At 67.8% G+C, this 23,554-nt stretch carries 22 protein-coding genes; 18 read left to right on the forward strand and 4 right to left on the reverse strand.

Annotated features, from left to right (window positions below; genetic code table 11):
- Positions 1-95 precede the first annotated feature (95 nt).
- Genes AC1DTF_RS02095 through AC1DTF_RS02105 form a run of 3 tightly spaced genes read left to right on the forward strand, consistent with a single transcriptional unit; the run spans position 96 to position 2,538 of the window.
- Entirely contained in the window at positions 96-635 is a 540-nt protein-coding gene (locus tag AC1DTF_RS02095) for a dimethylamine monooxygenase subunit DmmA family protein (protein ID WP_477472856.1), read from the forward strand.
- On the forward strand, positions 632-1,567 hold the full coding sequence (locus tag AC1DTF_RS02100; RefSeq protein ID WP_477472857.1) for a PDR/VanB family oxidoreductase: 936 nt from the start codon (positions 632-634) through the stop codon (positions 1,565-1,567). Before AC1DTF_RS02095 ends, AC1DTF_RS02100 begins: the two co-directional genes overlap by 4 nt.
- Positions 1,564-2,538, forward strand: coding sequence for a heme-dependent oxidative N-demethylase family protein (locus AC1DTF_RS02105; protein ID WP_477472858.1), 975 nt, complete (start codon positions 1,564-1,566; stop codon positions 2,536-2,538). The genes AC1DTF_RS02100 and AC1DTF_RS02105 overlap by 4 nt, the downstream gene beginning before the upstream one ends.
- A gap of 67 nt (positions 2,539-2,605) precedes the next feature.
- On the opposite strand, the gene AC1DTF_RS02110 is transcribed toward AC1DTF_RS02105, so the two are convergent.
- Together AC1DTF_RS02110 and AC1DTF_RS02115 are read right to left on the reverse strand one after the other, a co-directional pair.
- The gene (locus AC1DTF_RS02110; RefSeq protein ID WP_057169600.1) at positions 2,606-2,824 is read right to left on the reverse strand and encodes a hypothetical protein; all 219 of its coding nucleotides are present in this window, start codon (positions 2,822-2,824) and stop codon (positions 2,606-2,608) included.
- Positions 2,825-4,156, reverse strand: coding sequence for an ammonium transporter (locus AC1DTF_RS02115; RefSeq protein ID WP_057169601.1), 1,332 nt, complete (start codon positions 4,154-4,156; stop codon positions 2,825-2,827).
- 208 nt (positions 4,157-4,364) lie between these two features.
- Here AC1DTF_RS02115 and AC1DTF_RS02120 point away from each other — a divergent pair, with 208 nt between their 5' ends.
- From AC1DTF_RS02120 to ndk, 8 genes are all read left to right on the forward strand, one after another.
- Positions 4,365-4,985, forward strand: coding sequence for a hypothetical protein (locus AC1DTF_RS02120; protein WP_477472859.1), 621 nt, complete (start codon positions 4,365-4,367; stop codon positions 4,983-4,985).
- Positions 4,986-5,029: 44 nt separating this feature from the next.
- On the forward strand, positions 5,030-7,009 hold the full coding sequence (locus AC1DTF_RS02125) for a S9 family peptidase (protein ID WP_477472860.1): 1,980 nt from the start codon (positions 5,030-5,032) through the stop codon (positions 7,007-7,009).
- Positions 7,010-7,020: 11 nt separating this feature from the next.
- Positions 7,021-8,277: a saccharopine dehydrogenase family protein gene (locus AC1DTF_RS02130; RefSeq protein WP_477472861.1), complete on the forward strand. Its 1,257-nt coding sequence runs from the start codon at positions 7,021-7,023 to the stop codon at positions 8,275-8,277.
- 105 nt (positions 8,278-8,382) lie between these two features.
- A complete protein-coding gene (locus AC1DTF_RS02135) occupies positions 8,383-8,994 on the forward strand; it encodes a DUF937 domain-containing protein (RefSeq protein ID WP_057169605.1) in 612 nt (203 codons plus the stop codon).
- Between the two features lie 28 nt (positions 8,995-9,022).
- Positions 9,023-11,680, forward strand: coding sequence for a valine--tRNA ligase (locus AC1DTF_RS02140; RefSeq protein ID WP_477472862.1), 2,658 nt, complete (start codon positions 9,023-9,025; stop codon positions 11,678-11,680).
- Positions 11,677-13,080, forward strand: a complete 1,404-nt coding sequence (gene folC / locus AC1DTF_RS02145; protein ID WP_057169607.1) for a bifunctional tetrahydrofolate synthase/dihydrofolate synthase — start codon at positions 11,677-11,679, stop codon at positions 13,078-13,080. The genes AC1DTF_RS02140 and folC overlap by 4 nt, the downstream gene beginning before the upstream one ends.
- Positions 13,077-13,520, forward strand: coding sequence for a DUF4233 domain-containing protein (locus AC1DTF_RS02150; protein WP_057169608.1), 444 nt, complete (start codon positions 13,077-13,079; stop codon positions 13,518-13,520). The genes folC and AC1DTF_RS02150 overlap by 4 nt, the downstream gene beginning before the upstream one ends.
- Positions 13,521-13,547: 27 nt before the next feature.
- The gene (gene ndk, locus AC1DTF_RS02155) at positions 13,548-13,967 is read left to right on the forward strand and encodes a nucleoside-diphosphate kinase (RefSeq protein WP_477472863.1); all 420 of its coding nucleotides are present in this window, start codon (positions 13,548-13,550) and stop codon (positions 13,965-13,967) included.
- Positions 13,968-13,988: 21 nt separating this feature from the next.
- On the opposite strand, the gene AC1DTF_RS02160 is transcribed toward ndk, so the two are convergent.
- Entirely contained in the window at positions 13,989-14,147 is a 159-nt protein-coding gene (locus AC1DTF_RS02160) for a hypothetical protein (protein ID WP_156409346.1), read from the reverse strand.
- A gap of 115 nt (positions 14,148-14,262) precedes the next feature.
- Between AC1DTF_RS02160 and rne the strand changes: the two genes are divergently transcribed.
- From rne to AC1DTF_RS02195, 7 genes are all read left to right on the forward strand, one after another.
- On the forward strand, positions 14,263-17,280 hold the full coding sequence (rne, locus tag AC1DTF_RS02165; RefSeq protein WP_477472864.1) for a ribonuclease E: 3,018 nt from the start codon (positions 14,263-14,265) through the stop codon (positions 17,278-17,280).
- A gap of 167 nt (positions 17,281-17,447) precedes the next feature.
- Complete coding sequence (rplU, locus tag AC1DTF_RS02170; protein WP_057169612.1) at positions 17,448-17,771, forward strand: 50S ribosomal protein L21; 324 nt, start codon at positions 17,448-17,450, stop codon at positions 17,769-17,771.
- Positions 17,772-17,789: 18 nt separating this feature from the next.
- Positions 17,790-18,056: a 50S ribosomal protein L27 gene (gene rpmA, locus AC1DTF_RS02175; RefSeq protein ID WP_019513236.1), complete on the forward strand. Its 267-nt coding sequence runs from the start codon at positions 17,790-17,792 to the stop codon at positions 18,054-18,056.
- Positions 18,057-18,145: 89 nt separating this feature from the next.
- Positions 18,146-19,594, forward strand: coding sequence for a GTPase ObgE (gene obgE, locus AC1DTF_RS02180; RefSeq protein ID WP_057169613.1), 1,449 nt, complete (start codon positions 18,146-18,148; stop codon positions 19,592-19,594).
- Complete coding sequence (proB, locus tag AC1DTF_RS02185) at positions 19,591-20,703, forward strand: glutamate 5-kinase (protein ID WP_477472865.1); 1,113 nt, start codon at positions 19,591-19,593, stop codon at positions 20,701-20,703. Before obgE ends, proB begins: the two co-directional genes overlap by 4 nt.
- Positions 20,704-20,939: 236 nt before the next feature.
- Complete coding sequence (locus AC1DTF_RS02190) at positions 20,940-21,563, forward strand: PIG-L deacetylase family protein (RefSeq protein ID WP_057169615.1); 624 nt, start codon at positions 20,940-20,942, stop codon at positions 21,561-21,563.
- A gap of 28 nt (positions 21,564-21,591) precedes the next feature.
- Positions 21,592-22,884 carry a protoporphyrinogen/coproporphyrinogen oxidase gene (locus AC1DTF_RS02195; protein ID WP_477472866.1) on the forward strand — a complete coding sequence of 431 codons (1,293 nt, stop codon included), beginning with the start codon at positions 21,592-21,594 and terminating at the stop codon, positions 22,882-22,884.
- Positions 22,885-22,899: 15 nt separating this feature from the next.
- On the opposite strand, the gene AC1DTF_RS02200 is transcribed toward AC1DTF_RS02195, so the two are convergent.
- On the reverse strand, positions 22,900-23,535 hold the full coding sequence (locus tag AC1DTF_RS02200) for a TetR/AcrR family transcriptional regulator (protein ID WP_477472867.1): 636 nt from the start codon (positions 23,533-23,535) through the stop codon (positions 22,900-22,902).
- Positions 23,536-23,554 lie beyond the last annotated feature (19 nt).

The raw sequence follows: 23,554 nt of genomic DNA on the forward strand, positions 1-23,554 counted from the left end.
AACCAGACGAGACAGCGAGGTCACATCACCGAAACGCAGCTTTGGTTTCCTGAAGGGCAACGTCGTCAACCACTGGTGTCCACGGGAAAGGGCTCATGCGACCGGACCTCGAGCTGACAAGTGTGCCCGGATGGGCGCTGACCCCCACCCGACCCGATGCTGATCTGTCCGGGTGTGCGTGGACCATCATCGCGTTCGGGCCGGGCGGCGCCGAGATCGCACGGGACTGGGTAGCCCAGATCGCCTCGGCCGGTCGTGAATCGGCGGTACGCCTGCACCAGGTCGACGCCGGGCAGGCGATCGAGGTGCTGACGGCCGACCTGGCCGATGCCCGGGTGGGCTGGCGGTTGATGATGGCCGGCCCCGCCGACGCCTGCCTGCACCTGCGCGGCGCCGCGACGGGCCTCGGTGTCGCCGACGACGAGATGACGGTGGCGTCCACCGAGGTCGATTCACGCGCGGTGCACTGTGTGCACTGCGGGTCCGTCACCCGGGCGCGGGTGCAGCTGGACGAAGTGCTGCCGTGCGGATCGTGCGAGCGGAAACTCCTGGTCTATTACCATGTTTCGCGTCGTGGCGGAACATATCTGGGCTTCATGGTCGATGCCGAAGAGCCGGCCGGGGCCGTCTCGTGAACACTCTCAAACTCGTCGTCACCGCGGTCGATGACACGATCGGCGGCATTCGGACCCTCACCCTGGCCGACCCCGACGGGGCGGCCCTGCCGTCGTTCACGCCCGGCAGCCACATCGTCGTGGACTGCGGTGGCAGTGCCAACGCCTATTCACTGACCGGCGATGGTAATTCGCCTACCGCGTATGTGATCTCGGTGCTGCGCTGTGACGAGGGCGCCGGGGGCTCACGGTGGATCCACGACGAGCTGGCGCTGGGCGACACCGTCGCCGCCGGACTGCCGCGCAGCGCGTTCGCTCCGGTGCTGCGGGCGCGCCGGCACCTGCTCGTCGCCGCGGGCATCGGCATCACCCCGATGGTGTCGCACCTGCGCAGCGCGCAGCTGTGGGGACGGGACGTCCGGGTGCTCTACATCCACCGGGAGGGCCGGGCGGCCTACGCCGACGTCGTCGCAGGACTCGGCGAGCATGCGTCGATGCATACCGCGCGTGCGGCCTTCACCGACGAGCTGCTGGCCGCGCTGGCCGACCAACCCTTCGGCACCCACCTCTATGTGTGCGGACCGGCCTCGTTCATCGAGTACGTCACCGGTGCGGCCGCGGATCTGGGATGGCCGGCCAGCCGGATTCACCTGGAACACTTCGGATCCGACGCGCTCGATCCGGGTGAGCCGTTCGCGGCCCGGGTCACCTCCACCGGCGAGGAGTTCGTCGTCGACGCCGGTGTCTCGCTGCTGGAGGAGTTGGAGCGCCGTGGCTTCGAGGTGCCCAATTTGTGCCGCCGGGGGGTGTGCGGAGAATGCCGACTCCCGGTCTCGGCCGGAACGATCACCCACCGCGATCTGTACCTGACCGACGCCGAGAAGGAGGCCGGCGACGCGCTGATGGCCTGCGTGTCGCGTGGTGGCGACGAAACCCTGGAGGTAGCACTGTGATCTCGACACCCGATCTCGTTCGTACCTTTCCTTTCCCGTTCGCCGCGGACACCTACCGCTACAGCACCAATGTCGAGCCCGCAGGCTCGGCGGTCCCCACCCCGGTCGGGCGCTGGGGTGAGCGGGTGGTCGATGTCGACAGCGAATACGAACACGAACTGGCCGAGCGGGCAGCCGTTCTCGCGACCGATCCCACCCGCAACGCGGTGCTGCCACACATGCGCCCAGCCTGCTGGGACGCCATGCTGACCCTGATGCGCGAGCTCGCGAACGGCTACCCCGACAGCATGTCCCTGCAGCGACACGGCACCGGGTGGCGCTGGCGTAACGACAGACTGGGCATCGAACAGGACTTCATCCTCGGCGATGAGAGCACGCTGCCCGCCGAACCGCTTGCCTATATCGCCGGCCAGGTGCAGGAGGACATCGTCCTGCTCGACCAACGCGACGGTGACCTGTTCGGTGACGCCGGCGTGGTCACCTTCGCCGCGGACTGGTCGTTCGGGTTCGACGTCGGCATGACGTTCCTGGAGATCCACGGGCCGGTGCCCCGGCTGCGGGCCACCGGCGTGATCACCCGCGCCAGGGATTTCCTCATGCGGTTGCAGCCCGGTGAGACCTACCGGCGCACCAACTGGACGTTGACCATCGGTCGCCGCCTTGACGTCTCGACCGAGCTGTATCACGAGTGGGGGCCCGACCGCACGATGATCAACGGCGTCACCGACGAGGAGTTCGGTCGGCTGGTGCATCTTCGGGTCGAGGTGCAGCACCTGATCCGGTTGCCGGAGTCGGGGTCGATCTGCTTCCTGATCCGCACCTATATGTTGCCGTTGGCCGATATCGCCGCCGTCGACGCCTGGCGGGTGCGCGCGGCGGCGGTGCTGGCCGAGCTGCCCGAGGACATCGCCGACTACAAGGGCATCATCGGGTACCGCGACCGTGCGGTCCAGTGGCTGCGGTCCGCCTGACAGCCAGGCCGCCTGTACGAGAAATCGCCCGGATCCTCGAGGATCCGGGCGATTTCGGTGTGCTCGATCAGTAGGTCGTCGGTTCTCCTTCGGCCACCGGGCCGGGCTCCACCGGCTTGTGCTCGATGATCGCCCGGTACGCGGCGTTCTCGTGCTGGATCATCCGGACGAAGAAGCCGATGAAGAGCAACACCGCGAGGATGAACACGATCCACACGCCGAGCGAGTATCCGCCGAAGGTGAAGACCACGCCCGCGTCGTCGTAGCTGTCGATGGGACTGAACATTTACTTGACCTCCTCGGTGACCACCAGCACGGCACCGTTGGTGCGCATCGCGGTGATCGGGATACCTTCCGGGTACGGCGTGGCCGGAACCTCGCTGAGATCCAGCCCCTGCTCCTCGACCTCCGGCGGAATGCGCAGCAGCCCAACCTTCTTCAGGCCCAGCGAGACCAGATAGGCGGGGATGAAGCCGAGTGCGGCGAAGACCACCGCGCCGACCGCCTGGCCCCAGAACGAGACGGACGGGTTGCCGTCGGTGTTCGGGTAGCCCGAGAGGAAGACGCCGGCCATCAGCACCGAGTACAGGCCGATGCCGCCGTGCACGGAGACCGCGCCGACCACATCGTCGATCTTGAACTTTTCCAACAGCTTTCCGAGGTACGGCGCGAGGGCGCCGGCGCCCAGCGCGATGAGGAAGCCCAGCGCCGGGTGGTACAGATCCATTCCGGATGCCACGCCGATGACGCCACAGAGGCCACCGGAGATGGTCCAGAACGGCTCGCCCCGCGATGTGACATAGGCGCCGATGATGCCGCCGGCCAGGCCCATCAGGGTGTTGAAGGCGAAGGCGCTCAACGTCGTCGGGCTTCCGTAGATGGTGGCGTAGCCGCTGGGACCGTAGATGACACAGCCCATCAGGAAGCCGAAGAAGCCGGTGAAGATCATCATCAGTCCGACCATGGTCAGCGGCAGGTTGTGCGGGCGGATGGTCACCGGTGTGCCGTCGGGCAGGAAACGCCCGATGCGCGGCCCCAGGTTGATCAGGATGCCCAGCGTCGCGAAACCGGCGATCATGTGCACGCACCCGGCCGCACCGACATCGTGGAATCCGAGCTTGGTGAGCATCCAACCGGCGCCGTGCCACCCCCAGGCTGCACCGATGATCCACGTGACCGACCCCACCATGACGGTGAGCACGAGGAAGCCGCTGGTCCGAATGCGTTCCAGCACAGCACCGGACATGATCGAACCGGTGGTGGCGGCGAACAGCGCGAAGGCCCCCCAGAAGATGCCGCTCGCCGGGTCCTGGACGTTCGGGCCCATATTGTCGCTCCACGGGAGCGCAGCCCTTGCGGCGTCGGTCATCTCGATGAAACCGCTGGGCATCGCGTTGTACAGGAACCAGCCGACGAAGAAGAACGATGCCACGATGGTGGCGAAGGCCAGCAGATTCTTCATCGCCGTGGCGAGCACGTTCTTGGACCTCGACGCGCCGACCTCGTAGGCGAGGAAGCCTGCGTGGATGAGCATCATCAAGGCGATGGACATCCAGTAGAAGAACTCGTTGTTGACGGCCGCCATCGTCGAGAGGGCGTCCTCCACTTCAGGTGTCAAAAGGACCTCCGCCGATCGTTTCTGGGGGATGGGGTGGGGGAGGCACTGCGTTTAACGACAGTGGCCTTGAGGTACTGACGGTGTACCGGATTGAAACTAACTGCGCGAATGTGTCCGAGCGGTCAAGGCGAGTTAATTCCGCGTGAAGAGGTGCGACGCACTCCGAAGTTGGGATCGGTAGCGTCGGCCACTCAACACGCTCTGTGCCATGACGACATTCACCCGCCTGGGCCTCGGCCTGGCCGCCACCGCACTCTCGATCTCGGTACTGACCGGATGCTCCAAGATCGACGACATCAGGGCCATCACCGACGCCGCGACCACCGCCGTCGAGCAACTGAGCGACACCGCCGACGGACTCACCGAGATCGCCGCCGGCGACCTGGTGACCGTCGAGGGAATCGACACGGCGCTCGGCGCCATCTCCGAGCGTGTCGGTGCCGGCCCGATGAATGTGGTCGAGATCGTCATCACCCAGCAGTTGATCACCGTGCAGGCCATCGACCCGGCCGCGCCCACGGAGCTCAACCAATGGACCTACACCGCGGGCCACGTCGGCGACCTGCGCCCCGTCGACTACGACGACGACACCGAGGCGCTGCAGCAGAACCTGTTTGCGGTGACCGACGTGCCCGCCACCGCGATCATGACCGCGATCGGCAATGCGATCGGGGCCAGCGGTATCGCCGACGGCGATGTGCAGTCCGTCGTCGTCAAGCGCAATCTGCCCTTCGCCGATGAGCTGCAGATACTCATCAACGTGCAGGGTGAGCGCAGTGACAAGCAGGTGCGTGCGGACGCCACCGGTCGGGTCGCCGAGGTCCTGTAGGCCACGGAGAACCCGGGAGAGGGATCCAGCGATACGGTGATGTCATGACACCGTTCCATGACCTGGATGCCTATTTCGCGTTGCCCAGGGTGGCCGGGCTCGCCGTCGCCCCGGGCGGTGACCGGGTGGTGACCACGATCAGCGAACTGAACCACGACAGCACCGAATACCTCACCGCCCTATGGGAATTGGACCCACAAGGCGTCGAGCCCGCCAGACGGCTGACCCGCGGCGCCAAGGGAGAGTCCGCACCCGCCTTCACCGCCGGCGGTGACCTGTTGTTCGTCGCGGTCCGGCCACGGGCCGGGGAGGACGAGCCGCCGGCGGCACTGTGGCGATTGCCGGCGGCCGGCGGCGAGGCGGTCCAGGAGCTCGCGCTGCCGGGCGGGGTCGCCGCGGTGCACACCGCGCAGCGCGCCGCGCGGACCGTCGTCACCGCACCGGTCCTGCCCGCGGCGAGGGATCTGGACGAGGACAAGCGGCTGCGCGCGCTGCGCAAGGACAACAAGGTGTCGGCGATCCTGCACACCGGATATCCGGTGCGGCACTGGGATCACGACCTGGGACCCGGCCAGCCGCACCTGTTCGACGCCGACGGCCAGCGCGACCTGACTCCCGGACCGGGCGGCGCCCTGCGCGATACGGCACTCGATGTCAGCGCCGACGGCAGTTTCGTGGTCACCGCATGGAACGCCGCGGCACCCGGGGTGGCGCTGCGCTCGCACCTCGTGCGTATCGATGCCGCCACCGGCCGGCACACCACGGTCGCCGAGGATCCCGGCGCCGATCTGGGGGAGCCTGCCATCTCTCCGGACGGAAGCCGGCTGGCCTTTCTCCGCGAGACAACCTCCACGCCGACCCGGGCGCCGCGGATCACTTTGTGCTGCATGAGCTTCGGCGAGGCGTGGGTGGAACTCGGCGACTGGGACCGCTGGCCGACATCGGTGACCTGGTCCGCCGACGGCGCACAGTTGATCGTCACCGCCGACGAGGGCGGGCGCGGACCGGTCTTCGCCGTCGATCCCGGCACGGCCGCGGTGACCCGGCTGACCGCCGACGATTTCACCTACAGCGATGTGCAGGCCGCCGCAGGCGGGGCGATATTCGCCTTGCGCAGTTCCTATCTGAGCCCGCCGCACCCGGTGCGCATCGACCCCGGCGGTTCCGTCACGGTGCTGCCCTGCGTCCAGCTGCCCGAGTTGCCCGGGCATGTCGAAGAAGTGACGGCCACCGCGCAGGACGGCGCCACGATCCGGTCCTGGCTCGTGCTGCCCGACGGCCCCGGCGAACAAGGTCCCGATCCGGCGCCGTTGCTCCTCTGGATTCACGGTGGACCGTTGGCCAGTTGGAACGCCTGGCACTGGCGGTGGAACCCATGGCTGCTCGCAGCGCAGGGTTACGCCGTGCTGCTGCCGGACCCGGCGCTGTCGACCGGATACGGCCAGGCCTTCATCCAACGCGGCTGGGGAGCATGGGGTGCGGCGCCCTACACCGATCTGATGGCGGTCACCGACGCCGCCTGCGCGCACCCCCGGGTCGACGAGTCGCACACCGCGGCGATGGGCGGATCCTTCGGCGGCTACATGGCCAATTGGATCGCCGGACACAACGACCGCTTCGATGCCATCGTCACCCATGCAAGCCTGTGGGCGCTGGATCAGTTCGGGCACACGACCGACGGCGCCTACTGGTGGGTGCGCGAGATGACCGAGGAGATGACGCAGCGCAATTCCCCGCACCACCACGTGGCGAACATCCGCACACCGATGCTGGTCATCCATGGTGACAAGGACTACCGCGTGCCCATCGGGGAGGGCCTGCGGCTCTGGTACGAGCTGCTGAGCCTGTCCGGTCTGCCCGCCGACGACGACGGCAACAGTGCCCACCAGTTCCTCTATTACCCGTCGGAGGGGCACTGGGTCGGGGCCCCGCAGCACGCCAAGATCTGGTACCAGGTGGTCACCGCATTCCTGGGCAACCATCTGTTCGGTCGGGAGGTGGGCCCGCCGGAAGTCCTCGGGTAGCTTCGGGACCCATGACCTCCTCACAGCGCGAATTCGACATCGTCCTGTACGGTGCCACCGGGTTCGCCGGCAAGCTCACCGCGCAGTACCTCGCCGAGGCCGGGAAAGGTGCCCGGATCGCGCTGGCCGGTCGCTCGCTGGTCAAGGTCCGCGATGTCCGGGACACCCTGGGCGCCGAGGCGCAGGACTGGCCGCTGATCGAGGCCGATACCGCGCAACCGTCCACGCTGGCCGATATGGCGGCGCGCACCCAGGTGGTCATCACCACCGTCGGGCCGTACACGAAGTACGGACTGCCGCTGGTGCAGGCGTGTGTGGCGGCCGGCACCGACTACGCCGATCTGACCGGTGAGACGCTGTTCATCCGGGACAGTGCCGAACAGTTCCACAAGCAGGCCGTCGACACCGGTTCGCGCATCGTGCATTCCTGTGGATTCGATTCCGTCCCTTCGGATATCACCGTCTACGCGCTGCACGACCGGGTGCGCAAGGACGGCGCGGGCGAACTCGCCGAGACCAGCCTGGTGCTGCGCTCGTTCGCCGGAGGCGTGTCCGGCGGCACCGTTGCCTCGATGGTCGAGTTCATGCGGACCGCCGCGGAGAACCCGCAGTCACGCGGCGATCTCGCAGACCCCTACACGCTGACCACCGACCGCGGGGCCGAGCCGGATCTGGGCCACCAGTCCGACAATCCGTGGCGGCGCGGCCGTGAGATCGCCCCCGAACTCGATGGCGTCTGGACCGGTGCGTTCGCGATGGCCGCACCCAACTCGCGAATCGTGCGGCGCAGCAATGCCCTGCTGGACTGGGCGTACGGGCGCACGTTCCGGTACTCCGAGCAGATGAGCATGGGCTCCTCGGTCATCGCGCCGGTGGCTGCCGCGCTGGACACCGCGGTCAACGTGGGGATGTTCGGGCTGGGCACCCGTTACATCAACAAGGTTCCCAGCGGCCTGCTCGAGCGCGTGCTGCCCAAGGCCGGCACCGGTCCCAGCGAGCGCACCCGGGAGAAGGGGCATTACCGCGCCGAGACGTACACCACGACCACCACCGGCGCACGGTACCGGGCCACCATCGCCCAACAGGGCGACCCCGGGTACAAGGCCACCGCGGTGCTGCTCGGCGAGTGCGGGCTCGCGCTCGCGCTCGACCGCGACAAGCTCTCGGATCTGCGTGGGGTGCTGACCCCGGCCGCCGCCATGGGCGATGCGCTGCTGACCCGGCTGCCCGCCGCAGGGGTGACTTTGGAGACCGCTCGCCTCAACTGATTCGGGCGGTATGAATCGGGGCCGCGCCGAACGCCTGTGGGCCATGATCGATAAGGGCTAGGGTCCCTCTCAGGGGTACCTGACATCGACAGAGGTGAGTGGGAAATGGCCGGTCTGGATGAACTCTTCGCACAAATTCCCGTACAGGACATTGCGGCGAAACTGGGGGCAGACCAAGGCGAGGTGAACAGCGCCATCCGGACGCTGGTGCCGGCTTTGGTGGGTGGATTGCAGGCCAACGTCCAGGCCGATGACATCGACTCGACCGACCTGGAGGCCGCGGTGGGCTCGCAGGCGGCCAGTGGTCTGCTCGACGGCGGGGTCAAGGTCGACGATGTGGACGCCGGTGAGGGCGACAAGATCGTCGCCAACATCTTCGGCGGCAACGACAGCAACTCGGTCGCCTCGGCGCTGGCCGGCACCGGCGCCGGAAGCGGCGACCTGATCAAGAAGCTTTTGCCGATCCTGGCGCCGATCGTGCTGGCCTATATCGGCAAGCAGTTCTCCGGCAACTCCGCCCCCACGCAGCCGCAGTCCGCGCCGTCCGGCGGTGGGCTCGGCGATGTGCTCGGCAGCATTCTCGGCGGCGCCGGTGGCGGTGGTAACAATCCGCTGGGCAGCATCCTGGGCAGCGTGCTCGGTGGCGGCGGCCAGGGCGGCAATCAGGGCAATGTCATCGGGGACATTTTGGGTGGCCTGTTGGGTGGGAAGAAATAGCCCGGCGCGGTTTCCCTAGAATCGACGGGTGACCGACAGCCCGCGTGACCGTGCCGATGCCCTCCCCAAGTCCTGGGAGCCGAGCGCGGTAGAAAGCGAGCTGTATCAGGGCTGGGTCGACGCCGGCTATTTCACTGCCGATCCCAAGAGTGACAAGCCCGCCTATTCGATCGTGCTGCCGCCGCCGAATGTGACCGGCAGCCTGCACATGGGCCATGCGCTGGACCACACCCTGATGGATGCGCTGACCCGGCGCCGCCGCATGCAGGGCTACGAGGTGCTGTGGCTGCCGGGGATGGACCATGCCGGTATCGCCACCCAGTCGGTGGTGGAGAAGCAGCTCGCGGTCGACGGGAAGTCCAAAGAGGAGTTCGGTCGCGAACTGTTCATCGACAAGGTGTGGGACTGGAAGCGTGAATCCGGCGGCACCATCGGCGGCCAGATGCGCCGCCTCGGTGACGGCGTGGACTGGAGCCGCGACCGGTTCACCATGGACGAGGGTCTGTCCCGCGCGGTGCGCACCATCTTCAAACGGCTCTACGACGCCGGGCTGATCTATCAGGCCGAACGGCTGGTCAACTGGTCCCCGGTACTGCAGACGGCCATCAGCGACCTCGAGGTCAAGTACGAGGACGTCGAGGGTGAACTGGTGTCGTTCCGGTACGGCTCCATGAAGGACGATGAGCCGCACCTCGTGGTCGCCACCACCCGACTGGAGACGATGCTCGGGGACACCGCCATCGCGGTGCACCCCGACGACGACCGCTACCGTGCCCTGGTCGGCCAGACGTTGGCGCACCCGTTCCTGGACCGGCAGATCATCGTGGTGGCCGACGGCCACGTCGACCCCGAGTTCGGCACCGGCGCAGTCAAAGTCACCCCCGCCCACGACCCGAACGACTTCGAGATCGGGGTGCGGCACAACTTGCCGATGCCGTCGATCCTGGACAAGGCCGGCGCCATCACCGGCACCGGGACCCGGTTCGACGGGATGGACCGGTTCGAGGCCCGCGTCGCGGTGCGCGAGGCGCTCGCGGCCGAGGGGCGCATCGTGGCCGAGAAGCGCCCGTACCTGCACAGCGTCGGGCACTCCGAGCGCAGCGGCGAACCGATCGAGCCGCGGCTGAGCCTGCAGTGGTGGGTCAAGGTCGAATCGTTGGCCAAGGCCGCCGGTGACGCGGTGCGCAACGGCGACACCGTGATTCACCCCGCCAGCCTGGAACCGCGCTGGTTCGCCTGGGTGGACAACATGCACGACTGGACCATTTCGCGGCAGCTGTGGTGGGGCCACCGCATCCCGATCTGGCACGGGCCCGACGGGCAGCAGGTGTGCCTCGGTCCGGACGAGACCCCGCCCGAGGGCTGGGAGCAGGATCCCGACGTGCTGGACACCTGGTTCTCCTCGGCGCTGTGGCCGTTCTCCACCATGGGCTGGCCCGAGCGCACACCCGAGCTCGAGAAGTTCTATCCGACAAGTGTTCTCGTCACCGGTTACGACATCTTGTTCTTCTGGGTGGCGCGCATGATGATGTTCGGCACCTTCGTGTCCGGCGATGGCACAGTGCCCGAGGGGGAAGCCGGTCGGCCCCAGGTCCCCTTCCAGAACGTCTTCCTGCACGGGCTGATCCGCGACGAGTTCGGCCGCAAGATGAGCAAGTCCAAGGGCAACGGCATCGACCCGCTGGACTGGGTGGAGAAATTCGGTGCGGATGCGCTGCGCTTCACCCTGGCCCGCGGGGCGAGCCCCGGCGGGGACCTTTCCATCGGCGAGGATCACGCCCGGGCGTCGCGCAACTTCGCCACCAAGATTTTCAACGCGACGAAGTTCGCCTTGATGAACGGTGCGGAGCTGGCCCCACTGCCGGCACCCTCGGAGCTCACCGACGCCGACCGCTGGATCCTCGGTCGGCTGGAAGAGGTTCGCGCCGAAGCCGATTCGGCTCTGGAGGGTTACGAGTTCAGCCGGGCCTGCGAGGCGATCTACCACTTCGCCTGGGACGAGTTCTGTGACTGGTACCTGGAGCTGGCCAAGGTGCAGTTCGGGCAGGACGACCATGCCACCCACACGGCCACGGTACTGGCCACGGTGCTGGACAGTCTGCTCAAGCTGCTCCATCCGGTGATGCCGTTCGTCACCGAGACGTTGTGGAAGACGCTCACCGACGGGGAGTCCATCGTCATCGCCGAATGGCCGTCGCCATCCGGTGTCGCTGTGGACTCCGTTGCCACGCAACGCATCACCGACATGCAGAAGCTGATCACCGAGGTGCGCAGGTTCCGCAGCGACCAGGGTCTCAATGACCGGCAGCGGGTGCCGGCGAAGGTGGTCGGTATCGATGCCGTGGGTCTGGACGCCCAGTTGCCTGCGATCGCCGCGTTGGCCTGGCTCACCGAGCCCGCGGACGGGTTCACCCCGTCGGCGGCCGTCGAGGTGCGGGTGACCGGGGGCACGGTGCTCGTCGAACTCGACACCTCGAGCACCGTCGACGTCGCTGCCGAACGCAAACGGCTGGAGAAGGATCTGGCCGCCGCGCAGAAGGAACTCGCCCAGACCGCAGGCAAACTCGGCAACGAGGCCTTCCTGGCGAAGGCGCCCGACGCGGTCGTCGACAAGATCAAGGCACGCCGGCAGTTGGCGGCCGAAGAGGTCGAGCGGATCACCGCCCGCCTCGCGGGTTTGCAATGACCCAACCCGCACCGGACGAGATCGCGGCGCTGCTGCAGGTCGAGCATCTGCTCGACCAGCGGTGGCCCGAGACCAAGATCGAGCCCAGCACCACCCGCATCTCCGCACTGCTTGAGTTGCTCGGCTCACCACAGCGCAACTACCCGGCGATCCACATCGCCGGCACCAACGGCAAGACCTCGGTGGCCCGCATCGTCGATGCCCTGCTGACCGCACTGCACCGGCGCACCGGGCGCACCGTGAGCCCGCACCTGCAGTCGGCGGTCGAGCGCATCTCCATCGACGGCAAACCGATCACTCCGGCCCAGTACGTCGAGACCTACCGGGAGATCGAACCGTTCATCGAGTTGGTGGACCAGCAGTCCGAGGCGGCCGGTGGTCCGCGCATGAGCAAGTTCGAGGTGCTCACCGCGATGGCCTTCGCCGCGTTCGCCGACGCGCCGATCGATGTGGCGGTGGTGGAGACCGGGCTGGGTGGGCGCTGGGACGCCACCAACGTGATCGCCGCGCCGGTCGCGGTGATCACCCCGATCGGGCTGGACCACACCGACTATCTCGGTGACACGATCGCCGAGATCGCCGGGGAGAAGGCCGGAATCATCATCAAGGCCGAGGACGACCTGGTTCCCGTCGATACCGTGGCGATCATCGGCCGGCAGGTCCCCGAGGCGATGGAAGTGCTGATGGCGGAGGCCGTGCGCGCCGATGCCGCGGTGGCGCGCGAGGATTCGGAGTTCGCGGTGCTGGAACGCCACGTCGCCATCGGCGGTCAGCTGCTGACCCTGCAGGGCCTGGGCGGGGTGTACCCGGAGATTTTCCTGCCGCTGCACGGTGAGCACCAGGCGCACAACGCCGTGCTCGCGCTGGCCGCGGTCGAGGCGTTCTTCGGGGCCGGCGCCGACCGTCAGCTCGATGTCGACGCGGTGCGCACCGGCTTCGCCTCGGTGAGCAGTCCGGGCCGGCTGGAGCGGGTGCGCAGCGCGCCGACGGTGTTCATCGATGCCGCCCACAACCCGGCGGGCGCCGCGGCGCTGAGCCAGGCCCTGGGCGACGAGTTCGATTTCCGCTATCTGGTCGGCGTCGTGTCGGTGATGGCGGACAAGGACGTCGACGGCATCCTCGCGGCCCTGGAGCCGGCCTTCGACATGATCGTGGTGACCGACAACGGTTCACCCAGGGCGATGGACGTGGAACTACTCGCCGCCAAGGCCGAGGAACGATTCGGCCCGGAACGGGTGGTCGTGGCCGCCGCGCTACCCGATGCCATCGAGACCGCGACGGCTCTGGTCGAAGAATCGGGCAATGACGGCGAAGGATATTCGGGGAGCGGCATGGTCATCACCGGTTCGGTCGTCACGGCGGGTGCAGCGCGCACCCTGTTCGGCCGGGACCCGCAATGAGCACCGCACCGGGCGGGGATGTGCCCGATCCCGACGCGACACCGCAGGCGCCGGTTCCCGGCGACCCGTGGCGCAGCTTCCGCGGCATCATGGCCGCCGCGCTGATCCTGGAGGCCATCGTCGTGCTGCTGGCCCTGCCGGTGGTGTCGGCGGGGGAGAACGGTCTGACCGCGCTGAGCGGAACATTCCTGATCGGCATGGCGGTGGTGCTGGTGCTGATGTCCGGGGTGCAGGGCAGGCCCGGCATCATCTGGGTGAACCTCGGGATCCAGGCGGTGTTCATCGCCGGTGCGCTGATCCACGGCGCGATCGGGTTCATCGGCGTGGTCTTCGCCGGGGTGTGGGCGCTGATGATCTACCTGCGTAGCGAGGTCAAACGCCGTCAGGACCGCGGCCTGCTGCCCTTTCAGCAGGCTGCTCCGCCACCCGAGCGGGACTAGTCATTACTGCCCGGTAGGCTGTGCGCCGTGACTGAGCGGACCCTTGTTTTGATCAAGCCTGACGGCGTACAGCGGCACCTGATCGGTGAGATCATCGGCCGGATCGAGCGCAAGGGGTTGACGTTTGCCGCTCTCGAACTCAAGGTCGTCTCCGACGACCTCGCCCGGCAGCATTACGCCGAGCACGACGGCAAGCCGTTCTTCGGTTCGCTGCTCGAATTCATCACCTCCGGTCCGGTGGTGGCCGCGGTCGTCGAGGGCCCGCGTGCCATCGCGGCCTTCCGTCAGATCGCCGGCGGGACCGATCCGGTGGAGAAGGCGACCCCCGGCACCATCCGCGGTGACCTGGCACTTGTCACCCAGGACAATCTGGTTCACGGCTCCGATTCGCCCGAGTCGGCCGCCCGTGAAATCGCCCTCTGGTTCCCGGAACTGACCGGCCCTTAACCCCACGTTCTCACCGCTTCGTCAGATTCTGGCGAGCGGTGTGGGATACTTACCCCGGGAGACCGGCGCCACAACAGGGTCGGTCACCCGGATGAAGACTTCGACGAGCGCGACCATCGCGTTAGCGGTGCGGCGCCAGAGCGTCCAGCCATCATTCAGCCAGGCGCCGAGTTTGTTCATTGCGAACCGCTCGGGGCGAGACCATAACAAGTTCGGGAGAAGCTCCCCGGACCCATAGCGGAAGCCCTCGCGTGGCCGCGTCATTACGACGCGCCCGGGGGCTTGAGGAGAATTTGTGGCCGAAGATGCCCCTACCCAAGACCTGTCCGAGAACACGCAGAGCAGCGAAGAGCTGCCCGCGAAGCTGAGAGTCCACTCTCTGGCCCGCGTGCTGGGAACCACCAGTAAGCGCATCGTCGATGCACTCGCCGAGTTGGACGGTCGCGCGCGCAGCCCACACTCGACGGTCGAGCGGGCCCAGGCCGAACAGGTCCGCGAGGTCCTCAACGCCGAAGCCGCCGCATCCGCGGTCGAGGTCCCGGCCACCGACACCCCGGCGGACATCGCAGCCCCGGAGACGCCGGTGGCCGAGACGCCCGCCGCGGAGGCGCCGGCCGCCGAGCCGGAGCCCGCGCAGCCGGTCGTCGAGGAGCCTGAGTCCCGGCTGCTGCTGGAGGCCCCGCCGGTCGCCGAGGCGGCTGACGAGGATGCCGAGAAGTCCGCTGAACCCGCGCCGTACCTGCCGCTGTTCGTGGCGCCGCAGCCGGTCACGGCGTTCAAGCCGCGTCCGGTACCCGTACCCGACGACGTCGATGACGCCGACGACGACACCGACGAAGCCGACAGCGCTGACGGTGACGATGCCGGCGACGATGACCAGTCCGAACGGCCCGCCGCCCGGCGGCGTCGCCGTGGCCGCCGTGGCCGTGGCCGTGGACGCGGTGAGCAGAGCGCCGAGGACGGCGAAGACGCCGATGACGACGCCGCGACCGATGGCGCCGAGCAGGCCGGTTCCGAGGATTCCGATGGCGAGGATTCCGAGGGCGAGGACAACGATTCCGATGATGACGGCGGTGAGGACGGCACGGGCTCGGAGGCGGGCAGCCGTCGCCGTCGACGTCGCCGCCGCCGCAAGTCGGGTGCGGGCGACTCCGACGAGGCCGTGGCACCCGACGATCCGCCCAACACCGTCGTGCACGAGCGTGCCCCCAGGGAGAAGGCGGCCAAGGCCGGCCGCGACCCCGACGAGATCCAGGGCATCTCCGGGTCCACCCGGCTGGAAGCCAAGCGTCAGCGCCGCCGCGATGGCCGCGACGCCGGGCGCCGGCGTCCGCCGATCCTGAGCGAGGCCGAGTTCCTGGCCCGCCGCGAAGCCGTCGAACGCACCATGATCGTGCGGGACAAGATCCGCACCGAACCGCCGCACGAGGGCGCCCGCTACACCCAGATCGCGGTCCTCGAGGACGGCGTCGTGGTCGAACACTTCGTCACCTCGGCCGCCTCGGCCTCGCTGGTCGGCAACATCTATCTCGGCATCGTGCAGAACGTGCTGCCCTCGATGGAGGCGGCGTTCGTCGACATCGGCCGTGGCCGCAACGGCGTGCTCTACGCCGGTGAGGTCAACTGGGAGGCCGCCGGTCTCGGTGGTGCCCAGCGCAAGATCGAACAGGCCCTCAAGCCCGGCGACTACGTCGTCGTCCAGGTCAGCAAGGACCCGGTCGGCCACAAGGGTGCCCGGCTCACCACGCAGGTCTCGCTGGCCGGCCGCTACCTGGTGTACGTGCCGGGTGCGTCCTCGACGGGGATCAGCCGCAAGCTGCCCGACACCGAACGCCAGCGCCTCAAGGAGATCCTGCGCGAGGTCGTCCCGGCCGGAGCCGGCGTGATCATCCGCACCGCGTCCGAGGGCGTCAAGGAAGACGACATCCGCTCGGACGTGAACCGGTTGCAGGAGCGCTGGACAGAGATCGAGGCCAACGCCGCCGAGGTCACCAAGAAGAAGGCCGGCGCCGCGATAGCGCTCTACGAAGAGCCCGATGTGCTGGTCAAGGTCATCCGCGACCTGTTCAACGAGGACTTCTCCGGTCTGATCGTGTCCGGCGACGATGCCTGGAAAACTATCAGTGACTACGTGAATGCCGTTGCGCCGGAACTGGTTCCGCGGATGACCAAGTACGAGCCGAGCGCGCCCGACGGCCCGGATGTTTTCGCGGTGCACCGCATCGACGAACAGCTGGCCAAGGCGATGGACCGCAAGGTGTGGCTGCCCTCGGGCGGCACCCTGGTCATCGACCGCACCGAGGCGATGACCGTCGTGGACGTCAACACCGGCAAGTTCACCGGCTCGGGCGGCAACCTCGAGCAGACGGTGACCAAGAACAACCTGGAAGCCGCCGAGGAGACCGTGCGCCAGCTGAGGCTGCGCGATATCGGCGGGATCATCGTGATCGACTTCATCGACATGGTGCTGGAGTCCAACCGGGACCTGGTGCTGCGCCGGCTGACCGAAGCGCTGGCCCGCGACCGCACCCGCCACCAGGTGTCGGAGGTGACCTCGCTCGGGTTGGTGCAGCTGACCCGCAAGAAGCTCGGCACCGGCCTGATCGAGGCGTTCTCCACGACCTGCACGCATTGCGCGGGCCGCGGCATCCATCTGCACGCCGATCCGGTGGACTCGTCGGCGCCGTCCGGAAATGGCGGTGGGCGCAAGTCCGAACCGGGCTCCGGCAACAGCCGGCGCAGCAAGCGTGGCAAGAAGGCGGCCAAGCCCGAAGAGGTCGCCGACGACATCCAGATGGCGAAGGTGCCCGCCCACGCGGCCGGAGAGCATCCGATGTTCAAGGCGATGGCGGCCGGCCATCACGGGCCGGATGACGAGGTGCCCGCCGACGCCGAAGACGACGCCATCGAATCCGACGAGCCGACCGTTGACGGTGCAGAGACCGACGACACCGAGGAAGCGACCGCCGATTTCGAGGAGTCCGGCACCGCCGAGGACTCGGACGACTCCGATGACGAGTCCGACGAGGACGATCTCGACCTCGACGATGACGACGACGAAGAGGACGACGACGAGATCGAGGTCCTCGACGACGACGATGACTCGGACGAGGACGATTCGGACGAGGACGACGACTCCGATGACGAGGACGACTCAGACGACGATGACGACGATTCCGACGAGGACGATTCCGATGAGGATGACGACTCCGAGGACGCCGAATCGGCCGCCTACGAGCCTGCGGTGGCTGCCCCTAGGGGCCGGGTCCGCAGGCGGGCGGCGGCCCGACCGGCAGGTCCACCGGCCGGATAGACGGTATCGAACAGGCGGTTTGACCCTCTACCCGCTGGTCACGTACCCTTGACCAGTTGTCGCGGGGCTTGCAGCCGCAACTGCTGGCTCGGCCCGCACCCAAGACCCGCACGCGCATGTTCGAAATTTGCGCGCGCCCAGACGAACGAAGCAGAGGTAGATCCACGATGGCAGCCGATAACGCCACGTACGCAGTCGTCAAGACTGGCGGCAAGCAGTACAAGGTCGCCGTCGGGGACATTGTCAAGGTAGAGAAGATCGAGTCCGAGCCCGGCTCGTCGGTCTCTCTGCCGGTTGCTCTCGTCGTCAACGGCGCCGATGTCACCACCTCGGCCGACGACCTGGCCAAGGTCGCCGTCACCGGCGAGATCCTGGAGCACACCAAGGGCCCCAAGATCCGTATCCACAAGTTCAAGAACAAGACCGGCTATCACAAGCGCCAGGGCCACCGTCAGCAGCTGACGGTGCTCAAGGTCACCGGAATCAAGTAAGAACGGGAGCGAACAGACATGGCACATAAGAAGGGCGCTTCCAGCTCTCGCAACGGTCGCGACTCAGCCGCCCAGCGGCTCGGCGTCAAGCGTTTCGGCGGCCAGGTGGTCAAGGCCGGCGAGATCCTGGTCCGTCAGCGCGGCACCCACTTCCACCCGGGCGTGAACGTCGGCCGCGGTGGCGACGACACCCTGTTTGCCACGGCGCCCGGCGTCGTGGAATTCGGCGCCAAGCGCGGCCGCCGGACGGTCAACATCGTCCGTCTCGTGCGCTCGGAAGCCTGATAAACCGAGGACTTTCTGCGAACGTGAAGCTGCTGCGGGTTCTCTGAAGAAACTCGCAGCAGCTTTCGTTTTTCGGAAGGACTTATCTCATGCCCCGTTTCGTCGATCGCGTGGTCATCCATGCGCAGGCCGGCAACGGCGGCAACGGCTGTGCCTCGGTGCACCGCGAGAAGTTCAAACCCCTCGGTGGACCCGACGGCGGCAACGGTGGCCGCGGTGGCTCCATCGTGTTGGTGGTGGACCCGCAGGTGCACACCCTGCTGGACTTCCATTTCCATCCGCACATAGTCGCCTCGTCCGGTAAGCCGGGCGCCGGCAGTAACCGTGACGGCGCCATCGGCGGCGATCTCGAGGTCAGGGTTCCCGACGGCACCGTGGTGCTCGGCGAAGACGGCCGGATGATCGCCGACCTCGTCGGTGCGGGCACCCGCTTCGAAGCCGTGGTCGGTGGCCGCGGCGGTCTGGGCAACGCGGCACTGGCCTCACGTGCCCGCAAGGCCCCCGGGTTCGCCCTGCTCGGCGAGAAGGGCCAGGCCCGCGATCTCACCCTGGAACTCAAGACCGTCGCCGATGTCGGCCTGGTCGGGTTCCCGTCGGCGGGCAAGTCCTCGCTGGTCTCCACCATCTCGGCGGCCAAACCCAAGATCGCGGATTACCCGTTCACCACCCTGGTGCCCAATCTGGGCGTGGTGTCCGCCGGTGACCACACCTTCACCGTCGCCGATGTGCCCGGCCTGATTCCCGGCGCCTCCGCCGGCCGCGGTCTCGGCCTGGATTTTCTGCGTCACCTGGAACGGTGTGCGGTGCTGGTCCACGTCGTCGACTGCGCCACCATGGAACCCGGCCGTGACCCGATCTCCGATATCGAGGCCCTGGAAGCCGAGTTGGCCGCCTATCAGCCGACCCTGCAGGGTGACTCGACGCTCGGGGATCTCGCCGACCGTCCGCGCGCGGTGGTGCTGAACAAGATCGACGTTCCCGACGCTCGCGAGCTCGCCGGTTTCGTCCACGAGGAGGTCGCCGAGAAGTTCGGCTGGCCCGTCCTGGAGATCTCGGCGGTGAGTCGGGATGGTTTGCGGCCGTTGATCTTCGCTTTGTGGGACATGGTGGCCGCCTACCGTGCCGCGCAGCCCGAGGTGGCTCCGCGCCGCCCCGTGATCCGCCCGATCGCGATCGACGAGACCGGTTTCACCGTGACCCCGGACGGCCAGGGCGGTTTCGTGGTGCGTGGCGCCCGGCCCGAGCGCTGGATCAACCAGACCCAATTCGACAACGACGAGGCCGTCGGCTACCTCGGGGATCGCCTCGCCCGCCTCGGCGTCGAGGACGCGCTGCTCAAGCAGGGCGCCAAGCCCGGGTGCGCGGTCACCATCGGCGACGTCACCTTCGACTGGGAGCCGCAGACCCTGGCCGGAATCGACACCCAGATGTCCGGTCGCGGAACCGATCTGCGTCTGGAGCAGACCGACCGCATCGGTGCGCCCGAACGTAAGGCTGCCCGCCGGGAGCGTCGTCTCCCCGACGTGGACGAGTCGTGAGCCTGCACCGGGAGGCCGTCCGGACAGCACGCAGTGTCGTCGTCAAGATCGGCACCACGGCACTGACCACCCCGTCCGGGGTGTTCGACGCCGGGCGACTGGCCGGGCTGGTCGAGGCCATCGAAGGCCGGATGAAGGCCGGCTCCGATGTCATCATCGTGTCCTCGGGCGCGATCGCGGCGGGCATCGAACCGCTCGGATTGAGCAGGCGCCCCAGCGATCTGGCGACCAAGCAGGCCGCCGCCAGCGTCGGGCAGGTGGCTCTGGTCAATGCCTGGAGCGCGGCGTTCGCGCGCTACGAGCGCACCGTCGGGCAGGTATTGCTGACCGCGCACGATATCGCGATGCGGGTGCAGCACAACAACGCTCAGCGCACACTGGATCGGCTGCGGGCACTGCACGCGGTGGCGATCGTCAACGAGAACGACACGGTGGCCACCAACGAGATCCGCTTCGGTGACAACGACCGGCTCTCGGCACTGGTGGCACACCTCGTCGGCGCGGACGCGCTGGTGCTGCTCTCCGATATCGACGGTCTCTACGACGGTGACCCGCGCAAGGCCACGGCCGACAAGCCCGCCCGGTTCATCCCCGAGGTGGCCGCCGACGGTGACCTCGACGGTGTGATCGCCGGGCGGGGGAGCAGTCTGGGCACCGGAGGGATGGCCTCGAAGCTGTCCTCGGCCCTGCTCGCCGCGGACGCCGGGGTGCCGGTCCTGTTGGCCGCAGCGGCCGATGCCGCGGCCGCTCTGGACGACGCGTCGGTGGGCACGGTCTTCGCTCCGCGCCCCGAACGCATGTCGGCGCGGCGGTTCTGGGTGCGCTACGCGGCCGAGGCCAGCGGCGCGCTCACACTGGACGAAGGTGCGGTGCACGCGGTCGTGCGGGGCAGGCGATCGCTGTTGCCCGCCGGCATCACCGCGGTATCCGGCAAATTCCACGGCGATGACGTCGTCGAACTGCGCGGGCCGGATGGGGAGACGGTCGCCCGCGGTGTGGTGGCCTATGACGCGGCCGAATTGGCCGACATGATCGGCCGCTCCACCCGCGAACTGCCACCGGAATTGCGGCGTCCCGCCGTGCACGCCGACGACCTCGTCGCGACCTGACCCGAAACCGCCGAATCCGGCATTTCACAGGTACCTGTGAATTCCAGCTAATTCTGGTTGGCAAATTTGCCGCAGACAAATGGGGCGTTGCCTGCAACTTTGCGTTCGCCCCGCGTTGTCGCTGATCATGATCACAATGCCCCTGCATGACGATGCCATGAGCTAATGCCGCCATGGTGCCGAATATCGCGGTATGCTCCCTCCCAATAAAGTGTCAGCAAAGGGGAAGTAGGGGCATGACACGTCGATCGGTACTCGCGGTAGGGGCGCATCCCGACGATATCGAACTTGGCTGCGGGGGCGCCTTGGCTAAGCATGTCGCGGCCGGTGACAAAGTCGCGATGCTGGTGGTGACCCGCGGTGAGGAAGGCCCCGGCCGGTCGGCCCAACGTGTTTCCGAGCAGCTGGCAGCCGTCGAAGTACTCGGCGTGGACACCTTGCTGTGGGGCGAAGGGTTCCTGGACTGCCGGGTGTCACTGCAGGAATTCGAACTCGTGCACCTCATCGAGGACGCCATCGAGCAGGTTTCGGCCACCGTCATCTACACCCATATGGCCAATGACAGCCACCAGGATCACCGGGTCGTCTCGCGGTGCACCATGGGTGCGGCGCGCTGGGTGTCGACCATCATGGCCTACGGCGGACCGTCGGCGGTCAGCTTCAACCCCACCTCGTTCATCGACATCTCCGATTCCCTCGACAAGAAGGTCGAGGCCCTGATGTGCCATGTCTCGCAGGCCGAGGCCAGCGAGAAGGTCAGCGCGTCGTGGGTGCGCAGCGCGGCCGAGCATTACGGATTTCTGTGCAGGCGCCCGTTCGCCGAGGGTTTCGAACCGATCCGCCAGGTCGTCGATTTCTGAGGCTGTGCCGAACATCGATCCTGTCGCTGTGCCAACGTTTCTCGTAGTGGGCGCCGGCACCACCGGTATCGGCGCCGCGGTCCGCCTCACCGAACTCGGTATCGACCACCTCGTGGTGGACGCCGGGGATCGGCTCGGCGGGATGTCCGCCTCGGTCACCGACGACGCCGGCTTCACCTGGGATCTGGGTGGCCATGTGCTGCACAGTCACTTCGCCGACTTCGACCGTGCCGTCGAGGCCAGCGGCGTCCGGCTCAACCACGTCACCCGCAACGGCTGGGTGTGGCTGTACGGCGACGGGCCACAAAGCCTGGTGCCCACGCCGATTCAGCAGCAGCTCACCGAGTTGCCCACGGATCTGGACCCGGACGCCCCGGTCGACCATCTTGCCGACTACTACCGCAACAACTTCGGCAGCCGGCTCTATGACGAGTTCTTCGAGCCGTACAACCGCAAGATGTGGACCCTGCCGCTGGAGGACGTCGACCACGAATGGACCTCGCTGCGCAGCGGAAGCGCCGCGCGCAATGTCCCGGTGCTCGGGTTGGCCGGCGGGCCGCCGCCACCGGCGTCGACGTTTCCGTATCCGGTCGGGGGAACCGGAGCGCTGTGGCAGGCGGTGCACGACCGGTTGATGACACCGGCTTCGGTCCGGCTGCGGACCCGGGTGCTCGATGTGGACCCCGTCGCCCGGGAGGCGCACCTGGACGACGGCAGCACGGTGGCGTTCCGGTTCTGTATCAGCACCGCCCCGGTCACCGCCGCGTTGGGCTGGATCGGCTGGTCCGAGCCGGCGCAGACCCTGCGCGCCAGCAGAGTTCACGCAGTCGGCCTGGGATATGACGGTCCGCCACCGGCGACGCTGGCGGACAAGACCTGGCTGTACTGCCCGGCGGAATCGGTGCCCTGGTACCGCGCGACGATGCTGAGCAATTACGACCCGGCCAACGCCGGACCCGGCCGGTGGAACATCCTGTGCGAGGTACCGGTTTTCGCCGACGACCCGATATCGGCGCAGGACGCGGTCGAGGGTGTGCAACGCTCGCTGCAGCTGCTCGGCGCCGACCCGGCACGGGTGGTCGGCCGCTTCGCCGACACCCTGGACTTCGGCTACCCGGTGCCCACGCTGGGGCGGGATCGACTCCTGCGCGAAGCCGACGAGCGGTTACGCGCGCACGGCATCTACAGCCGGGGCCGCTTCGGGGGCTGGCGTTACGAGTCGTCGAACCAGGACTACGGCTACGTCCAGGGCCGCCAGGCCGTCGACAATGCGCTGTCGGGCACGCCCGAGGACGTCTACTGGCACCCTGAGCGGTTCTGAGCACGTCCGCATCGGCTAACCCTCCAGATACAAAGCGCCCCTGATGATTTCGGTGAGCGTGCCCGCCAGTTCGGCGTCATAGGAACTGGGCTGTGACGGCAGGTTCTGCTGACAGACCCGCTCCACCATCCACACCAGGCTGCTGGCCGTGGTGGCCGCGGGCAGCGCGGCGCGGATGGATCCGTCGGCTTGGCCGGCCTCGATGACACCGGCGAACTGCGCGCCGATCCCGGTGAGCAGTTCGCGGTAGGTCTCACCGACCTGCGCGTCGTAGCCGGCCATCTCGTTGAGTGCGATGAGCACCGGTTGGTGGCGCCGGTAGCTGGCGATGATGCGGGCCATGGCCGAGCGGATGTCGGTGGGGTCGCGGCGTCCGGCCACCGTCCACCACTGGGCGGCGTCCTCGGTCAGGTCGCCGAACACCTGGCGCGCCAACCGGCGCAGCAGATCGCCCTTGTCCTCGAAGTAGATGTAGAAGCTGGCCCGGGATATCCCGGCCTCGGTGGCGAGGCGGTCGACGCTGAGCTCGGTGAAACTGGTGCCATCGGCCATCAGCCGGTCGGTCGCGTCCAGCAGCCGGCGTTCGATCTGTGCGCGGCGCTCCTGGCGGTTGGCCTGCGACTTGCGCGTTGCCCGCGTCACCGATGCCATGTGCCCAGCGTATCGGCCA

The sequence above is a fragment of the Mycobacterium sp. P4_H6 genome (genome assembly GCF_056400845.1).

What these genes read in the sequence shown, in the direction of transcription:
- AC1DTF_RS02120 (WP_477472859.1), top strand. Translation starts at nt 4,365, where the DNA reads ATGACGACATTCACCCGCCTGGGCCTCGGCCTGGCCGCCACCGCACTC.
- obgE (WP_057169613.1), top strand. Translation starts at nt 18,146, where the DNA reads ATGCCCCGTTTCGTCGATCGCGTGGTCATCCATGCGCAGGCCGGCAAC.
- AC1DTF_RS02200 (WP_477472867.1), bottom strand. Translation starts at nt 23,535, where the DNA reads ATGGCATCGGTGACGCGGGCAACGCGCAAGTCGCAGGCCAACCGCCAG.
- AC1DTF_RS02125 (WP_477472860.1), top strand. Translation starts at nt 5,030, where the DNA reads ATGACACCGTTCCATGACCTGGATGCCTATTTCGCGTTGCCCAGGGTG.
- AC1DTF_RS02150 (WP_057169608.1), top strand. Translation starts at nt 13,077, where the DNA reads ATGAGCACCGCACCGGGCGGGGATGTGCCCGATCCCGACGCGACACCG.
- AC1DTF_RS02190 (WP_057169615.1), top strand. Translation starts at nt 20,940, where the DNA reads ATGACACGTCGATCGGTACTCGCGGTAGGGGCGCATCCCGACGATATC.
- AC1DTF_RS02160 (WP_156409346.1), bottom strand. Translation starts at nt 14,147, where the DNA reads ATGAACAAACTCGGCGCCTGGCTGAATGATGGCTGGACGCTCTGGCGC.
- AC1DTF_RS02110 (WP_057169600.1), bottom strand. Translation starts at nt 2,824, where the DNA reads ATGTTCAGTCCCATCGACAGCTACGACGACGCGGGCGTGGTCTTCACC.
- AC1DTF_RS02095 (WP_477472856.1), top strand. Translation starts at nt 96, where the DNA reads ATGCGACCGGACCTCGAGCTGACAAGTGTGCCCGGATGGGCGCTGACC.
- folC (WP_057169607.1), top strand. Translation starts at nt 11,677, where the DNA reads ATGACCCAACCCGCACCGGACGAGATCGCGGCGCTGCTGCAGGTCGAG.
- rpmA (WP_019513236.1), top strand. Translation starts at nt 17,790, where the DNA reads ATGGCACATAAGAAGGGCGCTTCCAGCTCTCGCAACGGTCGCGACTCA.
- AC1DTF_RS02130 (WP_477472861.1), top strand. Translation starts at nt 7,021, where the DNA reads ATGACCTCCTCACAGCGCGAATTCGACATCGTCCTGTACGGTGCCACC.
- AC1DTF_RS02135 (WP_057169605.1), top strand. Translation starts at nt 8,383, where the DNA reads ATGGCCGGTCTGGATGAACTCTTCGCACAAATTCCCGTACAGGACATT.
- rplU (WP_057169612.1), top strand. Translation starts at nt 17,448, where the DNA reads ATGGCAGCCGATAACGCCACGTACGCAGTCGTCAAGACTGGCGGCAAG.